Source organism: Streptomyces sp. NPDC002018, assembly GCF_042890865.1.
Lineage (GTDB): Bacteria > Actinomycetota > Actinomycetes > Streptomycetales > Streptomycetaceae > Streptomyces.
In genome coordinates this window covers 119,939-134,649 of sequence record NZ_JBIASO010000020.1, presented here as the reverse complement: position 1 = coordinate 134,649, position 14,711 = coordinate 119,939, and the positions used below count along the sequence as shown (strand labels likewise).

14 protein-coding genes and 1 tRNA gene are annotated in these 14,711 nt (G+C 69.7%); 4 read left to right on the top strand and 11 right to left on the bottom strand.

The window, feature by feature from the left end:
* The first annotated feature begins 74 nt into the window (after positions 1-74).
* Positions 75-149: transfer RNA gene (locus ACFYYH_RS27860), tRNA-Asp, on the top strand.
* Positions 150-475: 326 nt separating this feature from the next.
* A complete protein-coding gene (locus ACFYYH_RS27855) occupies positions 476-682 on the top strand; it encodes a DUF6274 family protein (RefSeq protein ID WP_388556437.1) in 207 nt (68 codons plus the stop codon).
* A 519-nt stretch (positions 683-1,201) separates the two neighbouring features.
* Here ACFYYH_RS27855 and bldC read toward each other — a convergent pair.
* Positions 1,202-1,408: a developmental transcriptional regulator BldC gene (bldC, locus tag ACFYYH_RS27850; protein WP_003949541.1), complete on the bottom strand. Its 207-nt coding sequence runs from the start codon at positions 1,406-1,408 to the stop codon at positions 1,202-1,204.
* A gap of 619 nt (positions 1,409-2,027) precedes the next feature.
* Positions 2,028-2,867 (bottom strand): hypothetical protein, encoded by an 840-nt coding sequence (locus ACFYYH_RS27845; protein ID WP_388556434.1) that lies wholly within the window; start codon positions 2,865-2,867, stop codon positions 2,028-2,030.
* Between the two features lie 160 nt (positions 2,868-3,027).
* Here ACFYYH_RS27845 and ACFYYH_RS27840 point away from each other — a divergent pair, with 160 nt between their 5' ends.
* Positions 3,028-4,110 (top strand): Leu/Phe/Val dehydrogenase, encoded by a 1,083-nt coding sequence (locus tag ACFYYH_RS27840; RefSeq protein ID WP_388556431.1) that lies wholly within the window; start codon positions 3,028-3,030, stop codon positions 4,108-4,110.
* 280 nt (positions 4,111-4,390) lie between these two features.
* Positions 4,391-4,642 carry a DUF3073 domain-containing protein gene (locus ACFYYH_RS27835; protein ID WP_046508206.1) on the top strand — a complete coding sequence of 84 codons (252 nt, stop codon included), beginning with the start codon at positions 4,391-4,393 and terminating at the stop codon, positions 4,640-4,642.
* 181 nt (positions 4,643-4,823) lie between these two features.
* On the opposite strand, the gene purM is transcribed toward ACFYYH_RS27835, so the two are convergent.
* From purM to purS, 9 genes are all read right to left on the bottom strand, one after another.
* Positions 4,824-5,894, bottom strand: coding sequence for a phosphoribosylformylglycinamidine cyclo-ligase (gene purM / locus ACFYYH_RS27830; protein ID WP_388556428.1), 1,071 nt, complete (start codon positions 5,892-5,894; stop codon positions 4,824-4,826).
* A 106-nt stretch (positions 5,895-6,000) separates the two neighbouring features.
* On the bottom strand, positions 6,001-7,527 hold the full coding sequence (gene purF / locus ACFYYH_RS27825; protein WP_388556426.1) for an amidophosphoribosyltransferase: 1,527 nt from the start codon (positions 7,525-7,527) through the stop codon (positions 6,001-6,003).
* Between the two features lie 85 nt (positions 7,528-7,612).
* Complete coding sequence (locus tag ACFYYH_RS27820) at positions 7,613-8,503, bottom strand: META domain-containing protein (protein WP_388556517.1); 891 nt, start codon at positions 8,501-8,503, stop codon at positions 7,613-7,615.
* Positions 8,504-8,562: 59 nt separating this feature from the next.
* Complete coding sequence (locus ACFYYH_RS27815; RefSeq protein ID WP_388556424.1) at positions 8,563-9,384, bottom strand: sterol carrier family protein; 822 nt, start codon at positions 9,382-9,384, stop codon at positions 8,563-8,565.
* Between the two features lie 69 nt (positions 9,385-9,453).
* Positions 9,454-10,311, bottom strand: a complete 858-nt coding sequence (locus ACFYYH_RS27810; protein WP_388556422.1) for a M23 family metallopeptidase — start codon at positions 10,309-10,311, stop codon at positions 9,454-9,456.
* Positions 10,312-10,406: 95 nt separating this feature from the next.
* Entirely contained in the window at positions 10,407-10,916 is a 510-nt protein-coding gene (locus ACFYYH_RS27805; protein WP_388556419.1) for an ArsR/SmtB family transcription factor, read from the bottom strand.
* Between the two features lie 162 nt (positions 10,917-11,078).
* A complete protein-coding gene (gene purL / locus ACFYYH_RS27800; protein ID WP_388556417.1) occupies positions 11,079-13,337 on the bottom strand; it encodes a phosphoribosylformylglycinamidine synthase subunit PurL in 2,259 nt (752 codons plus the stop codon).
* Complete coding sequence (purQ, locus tag ACFYYH_RS27795; protein WP_388556414.1) at positions 13,337-14,017, bottom strand: phosphoribosylformylglycinamidine synthase subunit PurQ; 681 nt, start codon at positions 14,015-14,017, stop codon at positions 13,337-13,339. Before purQ ends, purL begins: the two co-directional genes overlap by 1 nt.
* Entirely contained in the window at positions 14,014-14,298 is a 285-nt protein-coding gene (gene purS, locus ACFYYH_RS27790; protein ID WP_388556411.1) for a phosphoribosylformylglycinamidine synthase subunit PurS, read from the bottom strand. Before purS ends, purQ begins: the two co-directional genes overlap by 4 nt.
* Positions 14,299-14,711 lie beyond the last annotated feature (413 nt).

Here is a 14,711-nt window from a genome sequence, read left to right as displayed (position 1 = left end):
AGTCAGTTCGACCGCACCCTCCGAGCTGCTGTAGAGTCTCGTTTCGCAGCCGAGGAAACAAGGCCGCGAAACCTGGTCCTGTGGAGCAGTTTGGAGTGCTCGCCACCCTGTCAAGGTGGAGGCCGCGGGTTCAAATCCCGTCAGGACCGCAGTAATGAAGGCCCGTATCCGATCGGATGCGGGCCTTTTGCTGTCCGTATTCCTCCGGGAGCACGGAATCCCTCCGGGAGCACGGCCGGACGCGTCCCCGTCCGGCCTCGCCGCGGCGGCCCGCGCCGGCGCGGGCCCCGTGTGGCCCGTCCCCCTCGGGCAGGGCAAGGACCGTCGACGCCGGGGTAAGGCCCCAGTAATGGCGTCCTCAAATCCCCGGGGCCCGGTCCTGAGTGTCTTGACGGCGTCATCCGCCGGGGGTACCTAAGCATCAGGGCCCCACGTTCATCCCATCCCGGGGCCCGCACCGGGGGTGGTGTGCGGGATGTCATCGACAGTCGGACACAAGACGCGCGCGTTGCTGCGCGCCCATCTGGCGGCCGCGTCCGGCCGTCCGCACCGCACGGGCCACTGCCCGATCTGCCATCGTCTCCAGCGGCTCGCCATGGAGCCCTCGGCGGCCGACGACGGCTTCGCGGACGGCTGCTTCGAGGACGAGTTACCCGACGATCTGGCCCCGTCCCCCTCCTGACCACCGAGCGGCCTCCGACGGGCCTCCCACCGGTCGCCCCGGCCCCTCGGGCCGCGGTTCCGGCTCCGCCCGGCCCTTCACGGCCCGTCGGCGCCGTTTCCGGCGGGTGAGAGGAACGTCATGGCAAGGGCCATACAGTGTGACGGGCATCACGGAACAAATTCGAGGTAGGCCGGCGCTTACACCCTCCCTACAATCCACCAATTTAATATGTGCAATTGCACGCCTCTCGGAATCCCTCCGGAAACACCCGCCTCACCGTCCACACGGCGTCCGAACAGGACCGGAGCCCCGTCCTCCCCGGCACACAAAAAAGATCGCGCTGGACCCGGCGGAGTCCAGCGCGATCGACGACTTACCCGTGTTGCGAGGGCGTGGGTCCTGTTGGGGCAGGTGCCCGTCGTATGGAGCTATGGGTCGGGACGACCGGATATGGGGGACCCGGCAGTGCCCTGTCTAGTGAGCCCAGTTGTGCCCTGTAGTGCCTTGTTGCGCCTTGCTGAGCCTGGAAAAAGGCGTTCAGGCCTCGCTGCGCTGCTGCGGAATACCCGCAAGCAGTGCGCGGACCTCTGCCTCGCGATACCGGCGATGCCCACCGAGCGTGCGGATGGACGTGAGCTTGCCGGCTTTTGCCCAGCGAGTGACCGTCTTCGGGTCCACGCGGAACATCGTGGCAACCTCAGCCGGGGTCAGCAGCGGCTCGGCATCAGGGGTGCGAGCGGTCATGAGCGGCCTCCTCGGGAGAACCGAACCATCTCGGTTCTTTCCTCTAAATTCTGCACCTTGACCCGCGTTGCCCGAAATGGCGGACGCGGGCCGAGTCGGTTATAGGACGAACGGCTTGTCCTCGGCACTACAACTACACCATCCGTCCAGCCACGTCGGCCAAACCGATGGAATTGCCCTCTGAGGTGTTCATCAGCGGCGGAAGCCGATGGACCATGCCATAGCGGACAGTCACGTCACAGATACGATCAGTCACAGAGCGATCAGGAGTCACCAGACCCCCCGTATAGCGTGCAATGCTGAGTAATCCGCCCGTACTTGGGCGGAAGGAACCCTCCCCGGACTCCTTGTCCTATTTTGACACGAGGAGGGGCGATGGGCGCAAGAGCCCCGTTAGTGCGGTCCGTCACCCTTGCGGGCATAGGCCCGGATCGAGACCCCTGCCGCGGGGGCCGGATCCACCGGTGGTTCACGCCCGCTTCCGTCCTCGTTCATGCCCGCTTCGCCGCCCGTTCCGCCGTCGCGTGCCCGCGCCGGGCAGCGCCGCCGCGCCGGGTCCACCGTACGGTCCGCTCCCGGCGCGTACGAGCCGGGCTCGTCACGGGCCGTACCGCGCCCGTCAGTTGGCGAACAGCCGCTCCCGCACCGCCCGCCAGCGCTCCGTGAGCCGGCCGTAGGCCGCTCCCGCGCCCTCGCCGTCCCCCACCCGCAGCGCCGCGATCCCCGCCGCCACATCGGCGGCCGAGCGGTCCTCGGCGAGCTGCGCGCCGGGCAGGACGTGCACCAGGCCTCCGTAGTCCAGTTCGACCAGCGACCGGGGATGGAACTCTTCCAGCCACCGTCCCACATCCACCAGCCCCTCGATGAGCGGTGCGTCGTCCACCGTGTCCCGCAGGGTCTTCAGCGCGCGGGCCAGCCGCCGTCTCGCCTGCACCATCGGCGTCCGGTACCGCAGCGAGGGCACCCCGGGGCCGCCCGCCTCGTACTCCTTCTCGTCGTCGGAGAAGAGGGTGAACCACCCCACGGGCACCTGCCAGACGGCTGTCCTGATCCAGGGCCGCGCGTCCGGGTTCCGGTCCCGCCAGCGCTCGTAGTCCGCCGCCGCCTGGCCCCGCACCACCGGCGGCAGCACCGCGTCGAGCAGCGGCACCGGCAGCGACTCCGTCAGCTCCTCCAGCGCCAGCCAGCCGCGCAGCCGGGTCCGCCACGGACAGACGCACACCACGCCGTCCACCACGGCGACGAACGCGTCCCCGCTCTCGTGCACCGGTACGGCCACCGGCGGGGTGGGCAGCAAGTCGGCCAGGGAGCGCCGCAGTTCGTCCTGCGCGGTGGGCGTACGGTCACGTCTGGCGTAGCGCGTCCAGTGGTCCCTCTCGGCCTCAGGAAAGGCCGCCAGCGGCTCATAGACCCGCAGGTAGGACGCGTAGGGAACGAGAACAGAAGACACCGCCGGCATGCCGGGCATCGTCCCACGCCTGTACTCCTCCAGGGGGTGATCCTGGGCACTGCGGCTGATCTACGCCCCCGTAGGACTTACCCTCTTGGTTGCCCAGCCGGTCCCTCCCCACCCACAGGAGGGACATCCCACCGCCGCTTCGTACTTGGGAGTCACCACCGTGACCGATCTGACCGACGGCGTCCTGCACACCCTGTTCCGGTCGGAGCAGGGGGGCCATGAGCAAGTCGTGCTCTGCCAGGACCGTTCCAGCGGCCTCAAGGCCGTCATCGCCATCCACTCCACCGCTCTGGGCCCGGCCCTCGGCGGCACCCGCTTCTACCCGTACGGGTCCGAGGAGGAGGCCGTCGCCGACGCGCTGAACCTCTCCCGGGGCATGTCGTACAAGAACGCCCTGGCCGGGCTCGACCACGGCGGCGGCAAGGCTGTGATCATCGGCGATCCGGAACAGATCAAGAGCGAGGAGCTGCTGCTCGCATATGGCCGATTCGTTGCGTCGCTGGGCGGCCGCTATGTCACGGCGTGCGATGTCGGCACCTATGTCGAGGACATGGACGTCGTGGCCCGCACCTGTGCGTGGACCACGGGCCGCTCCCCCGAGAACGGCGGCGCGGGCGACTCGTCGGTGCTGACCGCCTTCGGGGTCTTCCAGGGCATGCGGGCCAGCGCGCGGCACCAGTGGGGCGACCCGTCGCTGCGCGGCCGTACGGTCGGGATCGCGGGCGTCGGCAAGGTCGGGCGCCATCTCGTGGAGCACCTCCTGGAGGAGGGCGCCCGGGTCGTGATCACGGATGTACGGGAAGAATCGGTACGCCGGATCACCGACCGCCACCCCGAGGTCACCGTGGTCGCCGACACCGAGGCGCTGATCCGTACCGAGGGCCTGGACATCTACGCGCCGTGCGCGCTCGGCGGCGCCCTGAACGACGCCTCCGTCCCCGTGCTCACCGCCACCGTGGTGTGCGGGGCCGCCAACAACCAGCTCGCCCACCCGGGCGTCGAGAAGGATCTCGCGGACCGCGGGATCCTCTACGCGCCCGACTATGTGGTGAACGCCGGTGGCGTGATCCAGGTCGCCGACGAACTCCACGGCTTCGACTTCGAGCGGTGCCGCGCGAAGGCCGCGAAGATCTTCGACACCACACTGGAAATCTTCGCACGCGCAAAGGAAGACGGTATTCCGCCGGCCGCGGCGGCCGACAGGATCGCCGAGCACAGGATGGCGGAAGCGCGCCGTCGCTGACCGTCGGGGGAGGGGTGGCCGGGCGCCCGGGAGACGAGACTCACGCCGGTCGGCGGGTCGCCCCTCCAGAAGAGGTTAAAATCGACGCTGACCAGGGAGGACGGGGCGCCTCGCTGGTCCTGCGCCGGGGCGCGTCATGCGGGCGGCGTACCGTATGGCCGCGAGAGCAGGTACCGTTGAAGCCCTACGGACGGGTCTCTCCGCGGAGAGCTCGTTCTGATTCATGAACGCGTGTCAAGACTCTGGGGCCGTCGAGCCCCGTCACCGAGGGGGTCGAGCCATGGGGCGCGGCCGGGCCAAGGCCAAGCAGACGAAGGTCGCCCGCCAGCTGAAGTACAACAGCGGCGGGACTGACCTGTCGCGTCTGGCCAACGAGCTGGGCGCGTCGACCTCGAGTCAGCCGCCGAACGGCGAGCCGTTCGAGGACGACGACGAGGAAGACGACCCGTACGCACAGTACGCGGATCTGTACAACGACGACGAGGACGAGGACGACGAGTCCGGACCCTCGGCGCAGCGCCGCGGCGCTTGACGTCCGTATACCCAGAGCAGTACCTCAGTGGCCCGGTCCGGGGCCGTAGTCCTGGACCGGGTTCTGTGCTGCCCACGCACGCATCCGGCACGCATCCGGCTGAGTCGTCCGTGCGTCTGTCCGACCGGGTCACGCCGACTCGGTCGCGCTCCGTGCGTCCGCGCGCGTGCGTCCGGGCGGGTCAGCTCCGGTAGTCGCCCGTCAGCGTCGCACCCGTGGTGTGATCGCCACGCTCCGTGATCTCACCGGCGATCCACGACTCCACACCCCGGTCGGCGAGCGTGGTGAGCGCGGCGTCGGCCGACTCCGCGGGGACGACGGCGATCATGCCGACGCCCATGTTCAGCGTCTTCTCCAGCTCCGGGCGCTCCACCTGGCCGGCCGTTCCCACCAGGTCGAAGACCGCGCCGGGGGTCCAGGTCGAGCGGTCCACCGTGGCGTGCAGCCCGTCCGGGATCACCCGGGCGAGATTGGCGGCCAGGCCGCCGCCGGTGATGTGACTGAACGCGTGCACCTCGGTCGTCCTGGTGAGTGCCAGACAGTCCAGCGAGTAGATCTTGGTGGGCTCCAGCAGCTCCTCGCCGAGCGTGCGGCCGAACTCCTCGATCCGGCGGTCCAGCGACCAGCCGGCCCGGTCGAAGACCACATGACGGACCAGTGAGTACCCGTTGGAGTGAAGACCGGACGACGCCATGGCGATCACCGCGTCACCCGTACGGATACGATCCGCGCCGAGCAGCCGGTCGGCCTCGACCACGCCCGTACCGGCGCCCGCGACATCGAAGTCGTCCTCGCCCAGCAGCCCCGGGTGCTCGGCGGTCTCGCCGCCGACCAGTGCGCAGCCGGCCAGGACACAGCCTTCGGCGATGCCCTTGACGATGGCGGCGACCCGCTCGGGGTGGACCTTGCCGACACAGATGTAGTCGGTCATGAAGAGCGGCTCCGCGCCGCAGACGACCAGGTCGTCCACGACCATGCCGACCAGATCGTGACCGATCGTGTCGTACACGCCCATCTTGCGGGCGAGGTCGACCTTCGTACCGACCCCGTCGGTGGCGGAGGCGAGGAGCGGGCGCTCGTAGCGCTTGAGGGCGGAGGCGTCGAAGAGACCGGCGAAGCCGCCGATGCCACCGAGCACCTCGGGGCGGCGGGTCTTCTTCACCCACTCCTTCATGAGCTCGACCGCGCGGTCACCGGCTTCGATGTCGACACCCGCGGCGGCGTAGCTGGCACCAGTGGTCGTCTCGGACATGGCTGGATACTTTCCTGTCGGCATTCGGTCGTCGGAGGTGGGTGTGCGGGCGGGGCCGGGGAGCGGTGGGATCACGGCGCCGGCGTCACGGACCGCGAGACGGGCATTACGGGCGCCGGAGCGCGTCCGTGGCCGCCGTGTTGGCCGGGCCCGCCGCCAGCTCGGTCTCCAGGAGCTGCTTGCCGAGCAGCTCGGGGTCGGGCAGATCCATCGGATACTCGCCGTCGAAGCAGGCACGGCAGAGGTTCGGCTTGGCGATCGTGGTCGCCTCGACCATCGCGTCGAGCGAGATGTACGCCAGTGAATCGGCGCCCATGGAGATCCCGATCTCCTCGACCGTCATGCCATTGGCTATCAGCTCGGCACGGGTCGCGAAGTCGATGCCGAAGAAGCACGGCCACTTCACCGGCGGTGACGAGATCCGGATGTGGACCTCGGCGGCACCGGCCTCCCGGAGCATCTTGACCAGGGCGCGCTGGGTGTTGCCGCGGACGATCGAGTCGTCCACGACCACCAGGCGCTTGCCCCGGATGACCTCCTTGAGCGGATTCAGCTTGAGCCGGATACCGAGCTGGCGGATGGTCTGGGACGGCTGGATGAAGGTCCGGCCGACATAGGCGTTCTTGACGAGGCCCGAGCCGTAGGGAATGCCGCTGGCCTCCGCGTAGCCGATGGCGGCCGGGGTGCCCGACTCGGGGGTCGCTATGACCAGATCGGCCTCGACGGGAGATTCTTCGGCGAGTTTCCGGCCCATTTCGACTCGGGACAGATACACGTTGCGCCCGGCGATGTCCGTATCGGGACGGGCCAGGTAGACATACTCGAAGACACAGCCCTTGGGCTTCGCTTCCGCGAATCGCTGGGTGCGCAGACCGTTCTCGTCGATGGCGATCAGCTCGCCGGGCTCGATCTCACGGACGTACGAGGCACCACAGATGTCGAGGGCGGCGCCCTCGGAGGCGACCACCCAGCCGCGTTCGAGACGGCCGAGGACCAGCGGGCGGATGCCCTGCGGGTCACGGGCGGCGTAGAGGGTGTGCTCGTCCATGAAGACGAACGAGAAGGCGCCCCGGACATCCGGGAGGATCCGGGCGGCGGCTTCCTCGACCGTGAGGGGCTTGCCGTCGTCGTCCGTCTGGCTGGCCAGCAGCGCCGTGACCAGATCGGTGTCGTTGGTGGCGGCGACCCGGGTCGAGCGGCCGTTCTCCTTGGGCAGGTCGGCGACCATCTCGGCGAGCCGGGCGGTATTGACCAGATTGCCGTTGTGACCGAGCGCGATCGAGCCGTGGGCCGTGGCCCGGAACGTCGGCTGCGCGTTCTCCCACACCGAGGCTCCGGTGGTGGAGTAGCGGGCATGGCCCACCGCGATATGGCCCTGGAGGGAGCTGAGCGAGGTTTCGTCGAAGACCTGGGAAACCAGGCCCATGTCCTTGAAAACGAGGATTTGGGAACCATTGCTCACTGCGATGCCCGCGGACTCCTGTCCACGGTGCTGCAGGGCATACAGTCCGAAATAGGTGAGCTTGGCGACCTCTTCGCCCGGGGCCCAGACTCCGAAGACGCCACAAGCGTCCTGGGGGCCTTTCTCTCCGGGGAGCAGGTCGTGGTTGAGTCGTCCATCACCACGAGGCACGCCACCGAGTGTAGGCGAGATCGACCACTGGTCCGAATTGGGGATGCGGGCCGGCTCCGCGATCGCCCGTCGATCCGCCCTCCCGCTACTTGCCCGCGGCCGCCGCCATGGCGTCCAGGCCCTGGCCATCGGCCCGCTTGAGCGTCAGGGCACGGTGGTGCACCTCATATGTGACCTTGCCCTCCAGCACCTTCTGCACCTGGCGTTCCAGGGTCATCTCGGGCCCCGGACAGAGCTTGCGGGTGGAGGAGAGCCGGCCGAAGGTGACGGTGGCGGCGGCCTGGGACCCGGCCGCGGCGTCGGCCCCGGCGACCTTCGCGGTGCCGCGGAAGGTGTTGCAGCCGAAGCTGCCCTCCACGGAGCCGTCCTTACCGAACGTGAGATACGCCTTGCCTTCGGTGCCCTTGGGCAGGGAGGTCGCGGTGGCGCCGGCGACCAGCGCGTCGACCGTCCACCTGGTGCCGGCGAGCGGGACCGGCGCTCCGGAGGTCAGGGTGATCGCGTCGCCGTCGGCGGTGGTGAGCGTGAGCCGCCTGTCCTTCTCCGTGCCCCCGACCGTGGCCTTGAGCTTGCCGGAGAAGGCTCCGTCGAGCGCCTTCTCGAAGGCCCGGAGCTCCTCGGGGCAGCCGATCAGCGTCGACTCCTTGTCACCCACGGTGACGGTGTCGCCGTCGACGGTGACATCCGCGCCGATGGTGTTGCAGCCCGTACGCGCGCTGGCCCGGCCCTTGGTGCCGATCTCCACGCTCGCTCCCGCGGGCGCGGCGGTCTTCCTGCCGTCGACGGTCAGGCTGTCGACGCTCCAGTGGACATCGGTGAGAGGGAGTCCGGTCCGTACGGAACCACCGCCGTCCGCAGAACCCGCGCCCGCCGAGGACCCGGAGCCGGACTCCGTGCCGCAGGCGGCCAGCGTGAACAGTGCGACGGTGGTGACCGAAGTGATCGCAGTGACGTGGGTGATCTTCTGTTTCCGCATACCGGTGGGACGGGGAGCCCCCGCGTACGGTTCCGTCGTGCCGGGGGCGGGCGTCTCCGTCACCCCATGAGCGGAAGCAGATCACCCAGATCCGCGCGCTCGCCGCTCGCGCTGACGTGCGCCGCGTCCAGCTCCTCGCGCCAGGTCGTACGGCCGGTGGCGAGGCGGATCCAGGTGAGGGGGTCGGTCTCCACCACATTGGGGGGCGTGCCACGGGTGTGGCGGGGACCCTCCACGCACTGGACCACGGCGTACGGCGGGATCCGCACCTCCGTGGACGCGCCGGGCGCCTTCACGGCGAGGGTGTCGGCGAGCAGCCGGGTGCAGGCGGCGAGGGCCTGCCGGTCGTACGGGACGGCCAGCCCGGCCACCGCGCGGTTGAGGTCGTCGGTGTGGACGGTCAGCTCGACGGTCCGGGTGACCAGGAAGTCTCCGAGCCGCATCACACCGAGCCGAGTCGTGAGCAGCAGATCGTCGGGAGCCCCGGGCAGCAGCGCGGCGATCCGGTCGGCGGTGCGCTCGAACAACTCGTCGGGGGACGCGGAAGCGGCTGTCGCCTTGACGTCCTCGCTGATGTCCTTGGCGAGGACGGCGGTGGCGAACGGCCATTCGAGCAGCGGGACCACGGGGCCGGCGGCCGGCGCGGACCGTTCGGAGAGCTGCCGCGTGGCCGCCTCGACGGTCCGCGAGACGGACTCGACGGCCAGGGTGAGATGCGCGGCCAGCTCGCGCACGGTCCAGTCACCGAGCGCGGTGGGCAGGGCGAGCTGTTCCTCCGTGAGACCCGCGACCGCCTCACGGACGTTCCCGAACTGCGCCAGAACGGCGGTCCGGATCATGGCGGAGTCATAACTGCGCAGACGCTTCTTGGCCGTTGGCATGCAGCGAGGCTAACCGAGCACCCCGGCCCCCCGACAGCCATCCGGCCACCCTGCCCCGGGGCCCGCCGTTCAGTGGTCGCGCACCTGTGCCGCGGTGCCCGGCGAGGCGGCCGTCGGCTCCTCTCCCACCGTGAACTCCTCCCCGTTCGCGGGGACTCCGACGCCCTCCCAGCGGAACGGGATGCCTCGCGCCACGTCCGGATCCGGATGGTCCATGAGCTGGAAGTGCACATGCGGCTCGGTCGAATTGCCCGAGTTTCCGCAGCGGGCCAGGACCTGACCGGTCCGTACCCGGTCGCCCGCGCGGACCTGGAGCGAGCCGCGCTGAAGATGGGCGTAGAGCGCGTACGTACCGTTCCCGAGGTCGAGTACGAGACGGTTGCCCGTGATCCAGCCCGCCCCGCCGATCTCGCGCGCGGCGCTCTCGATCAGCATCAGATAGGCCAGGGCGGGCAGGGAGTTGCGGCTGAGATGGTCGCGCTGCCGGTCCGAGGCATGGACGACGGTCGCGTCCGCCACCGCGAGAAGAGGTGCGCCGAAGGCCGGGAAGTCGCGGTTGCGGCGGACGACCGGCCACAGCCGGGCGAAGGCGGGACGGGCACCGGGACCGCCCTCCGCCACGATGTCGATCGCGTAGGTCTGGCCATAGGCGTGGGTGGCATGGCTGGGCACGCTGTCGGCCGGGCTGTTGAGCGCGGACCAGCGGCCCGCGACCGGTGGCGCCACCTCCGTCGCGGCGGGCCGGTTCGCGAGGTGGGCGCGGGCCGCCCGGCTCATCCCGAGAGCCACGGCGACGGCCACAGCCGCCGGCAGCATGGTCAGCCACCAGGAAAGACGCAGGCCGCCGAACACGTCCACGAGCACGAGCGCGACGAAGACCAGCCAGGACAGCCGGTAGAAGATCATGACGTACTTACGGACGGACATCGTTCCCCCTCGACGGTTACGGATCGGCCCCGGCGGCCCGGTTCAGGCCCGGCCCAATTCAGGCCCGGCCCCTCCGGTTCACGGCCGGGCCCGGGTCACGGCCGGGCGGCCGACAGCATCACCAGCAGCGGTACGACCCGGGCCGCCGGGACCTCGTAGCGGCCGCGCCCGGTCGTGTGCAGCCAGCCCGCCCCGGTGAGCTGGCGCAGATGGTGGTAGATCTGGCCGGTCGTGCCGATGTCCTCCAGCCCGGCCAGTTCGGCGGCGGTGCGCAGGCCGCCGAGGATCTCGCGCAGCAGCCGGAGCCGTACCGGGTGACCGAGCGCCGCGAAGGACTCGGCCGAATCCGACCAGTCGGCGTCGAGGAGCCCGTCGGTGAGCGTGCCGTACTGCCACTCGTACCGCTCCTCCGTCGGCAGCCGCACCGCGCCGGTGTAGAGCACACCGCCGTTCGGCGAACCGGCCTTCGCGACGTCCTCCTTCAGCCGCTGGAGCGCCCAGAAGTCACCTCCGCCCACGGGCGGCACCCCGCCGTCCCCGCCGTCCGCCCCTTCCAGCGCCGCGAGCCGCCGCTCCAGCGCGGCCACCCGCTCTTCGAGATCCATACGGAGAAGTTACGTAATTACGTAATCGCTTGGCAAGTACGGAAACAAGCCACCGGCAGACGCCCGGCGCCCACGGCGAAGCCCCCGCCCGGCGGACACCGGACGGGGGCTTGATGCTGAGGCAGAGCGGGGGCTCGAGACTGAGCCGGGCGGGGGCGGCGGTCAGGCCAGCAGAGCGGGGATCGTGGCCTCGTGGGCCGTCCTGAGTTCGCCCAGCGTGATGCCGAACTCGCCCTGGATCTCGATCTCCTCGCCGTCCACCACACCGATGCGGGTCACCGGCAGCCCCCGGGCGCCGCACATGTCGGTGAAGCGGAGCTCCTCGCTGCGCGGTACGGCGACGACCGCGCGGCCCGCCGACTCGCTGAACAGGAAGGTGAACGCGTCGAGCCCGTCCGGCACGACCAGCCGGGCGCCGTGTCCGCCGCGCAGGCAGGACTCGGTGACCGCCTGGATCAGACCGCCGTCGCTCAGATCGTGCGCCGCGTCGATCATTCCGTCGCGGGACGCCGAGATCAGGATCTCGCCGAGCAGCTTCTCCCGGTCCAGGTCCACGGCCGGCGGCAGCCCGCCGAGATGGTCGTGCACCACCTGCGACCAGGCCGAGCCGCCGAACTCCTCGCGCGTGTCACCGAGGAGATAGAGGAGCTGGCCCTCCTCCTCGAACGCGATCGGCGTACGGCGGTTGACGTCGTCGATCACGCCGAGCACGGCCACGACCGGCGTCGGGTGGATCGCCGTCTCACCGGTCTGGTTGTAGAGCGAGACATTGCCGCCGGTGACCGGGGTGCCGAGCTGGAGGCAGCCGTCCGCCAGACCACGGGTGGCCTCGGCGAACTGCCACATGACGGCCGGGTCCTCGGGCGAACCGAAGTTCAGGCAGTCGGAGATGGCGAGCGGCTTGGCGCCGGAGGCCGCGACATTGCGGTACGCCTCCGCCAGCGCGAGCTGCGCGCCCGTGTACGGGTCGAGCTTGGCGTACCGGCCGTTGCCGTCGGTCGCCATCGCCACGCCCAGATTCGACTCCTCGTCGATCCGGACCATCCCGGCGTCCTCGGGCTGCGCGAGCACGGTGTTGCCCTGGACGAAACGGTCGTACTGGTCGGTGATCCACGCCTTCGACGCCTGGTTGGGCGACGCGACCAGCTTCAGGACCTGGTCCCTCAGCTCGGCCGACGTGGCCGGGCGCGGCAGCTTGTTGGCGTCGTCCGCCTGGAGCGCGTCCTGCCACTCGGGACGGGCGTACGGCCGGTGGTAGACCGGGCCGTCGTGCGCCACCGAGCGCGGGGGCACGTCCACGATCTGCTCGCCGTGCCAGAAGATCTCCAGGCGCTCGCCCTCGGTGACCTCACCGATGACGGTGGCGATGACGTCCCACTTCTCGCAGATCTCCATGAAGCGGTCGACCTTGTCGGGCTCGACCACCGCGCACATGCGCTCCTGCGACTCGCTCATGAGGATCTCCTCGGGCGAGAGGGTCGCGTCACGCAGCGGGACGGTGTCCAGCTCGACCCGCATCCCGCCGGAGCCCGCGGACGCCAGCTCGCTCGTCGCGCAGGACAGGCCCGCGCCGCCGAGGTCCTGGATCCCGGCCACGAGCTTCTCGCGGAAGATCTCCAGGGTGCACTCGATGAGGAGCTTCTCCTGGAACGGGTCACCGACCTGGACGGCGGGCCGCTTGGCCGGTCCGGTCGATTCGAAGGTCTCGCTCGCCAGGACCGACACCCCGCCGATCCCGTCGCCGCCGGTGCGGGCACCGTAGAGGATCACCTTGTTGCCGGTGCCCGACGCCTTCGCGAGATGGATGTCCTCGTGCTTCATCACACCGATACAGCCGGCGTTGACCAGCGGGTTTCCCTGGTAGCAGGGGTCGAAGACGACCTCGCCGCCGATGTTCGGCAGACCCAGGCAGTTGCCGTAACCGCCGATGCCCGCGACCACACCGGGCAGTACCCGCTTGGTGTCGGGGTGGTCGGCGGCACCGAAGCGCAGCGGGTCCACGACCGCGACCGGCCGGGCGCCCATGGCGAGGATGTCGCGGACGATGCCGCCGACACCGGTGGCCGCGCCCTGGTAGGGCTCGATGTACGACGGGTGGTTGTGCGACTCGACCTTGAAGGTGACCGCGTACCCCTGGCCGACATCGACGACGCCCGCGTTCTCGCCGATGCCGACGAGCATCGCGTCACTGGCGGGAGCCTTCTCGCCGAACTGCTTGAGATGCACCTTGCTGCTCTTGTACGAGCAGTGCTCGGACCACATGACGGAGTACATGGCCAGCTCGGCGCCGGTGGGACGGCGCCCGAGGATCTCGCGGATCCGGGCGTACTCGTCCTCCTTGAGGCCGAGGTCCTTCCAGGGCTGCTCGGTCTCGGGCGTTCCGGTCGCGTGCTTGACCGTGTCGAGGGTCTTGATGGTCATCAGGCGCTTACCAGCTTCTTCAGGATCGAGGTGAAGAATCCCAGGCCGTCGGTACGGCCCGTACCGATCAGCGGCTCCACGGCGTGCTCGGGGTGCGGCATCAGGCCGACGACATTGCCCGCCGCGTTGGTGACACCGGCGATGTCACGGAGCGAGCCGTTGGGGTTGCCGTCCAGATAGCGGAAGGCGACCCGGCCCTCGGCCTCCAGCTCGTCGAGCGTGCGCTCGTCGGCGACGTACCGGCCGTCGATGTTCTTCAGGGGTACGGAGATTTCCTGGCCCGCGGAATAGTCGGCGGTCCAGTCGGTCCCCGCGTTCTCCACCCGCAGTTTCTGGTCGCGGCAGATGAAGTGGAGATGGTTGTTGCGCAGCATCGCGCCGGGGAGCAGATGGGACTCGGTGAGGATCTGGAAGCCGTTGCAGATTCCGAGGACCGGCAGACCGGCCTTCGCCTGCTCGATGACCGTCTCCATCACCGGGGAGAACCGGGAGATGGCCCCGGCCCGCAGATAGTCGCCGTAACTGAAGCCGCCGGCCAGGACGACCGCGTCGACCTGGTGGAGATCCTTGTCACGGTGCCAGAGGGAGACGGGCTCGGCCCCGGCGATACGGACGGCGCGGAGGCTGTCGCGGTCGTCGAGGGTGCCGGGGAAGGTGACGACTCCGATACGAGCGGTCACTTCTGCTCCCCGGCCGTCCCGGCGACGACGCGCCCGGTCTCCTCGACCTTGACGACGAAGTCCTCGATGACGGTGTTGGCGAGAAAGGTCTCGGCCATCTCATGGATACGGGCGAGGGCGGCGTCGTCGACCGGCCCCGCCACCTCGAGCTCGAAGCGCTTTCCCTGGCGGACATCGGCGATCCCCTCGAAGCCCAGACGGGGCAGCGCGCGCTGCACAGCCTGTCCCTGCGGGTCGAGGATCTCCGGCTTGAGCATGACGTCGACTACGACGCGTGCCACTGGCACTCCCGGTGGTGTGGTGCGGCTGGTTCTGCTGCTGTGTTCTCCCCGGGGAATCCCCGGGTCCCGGGGAATCCCCCAGACCCCCCGAGCTTCCCTCAGCGTACCCGGCCCGAGAATCTACGCGGGTAGATACCCGCTCGGCAGATCACCGGGCGATTTCGCCCGCGCGGGCAACGCCCGGGAAAATCCCGGGAAAAACCACGGCCCCCCATTGCACGGGACACGCTGATGCAATTGGCTGGGCTTCACAATGCGGCGCCTGCCGCTGTACAAAGGAATACAGCGGAAAGCAGCATTGCCCCCGAAGTCCCGAGAAGTCCCCAGTTAACAGCCGGAAGGCCGGTATCGCCGCACGTCAGCCGTCTTTCCCGGACGGCGGGGACCGGGCGGTGCCGCAAGAAAGGACCGAT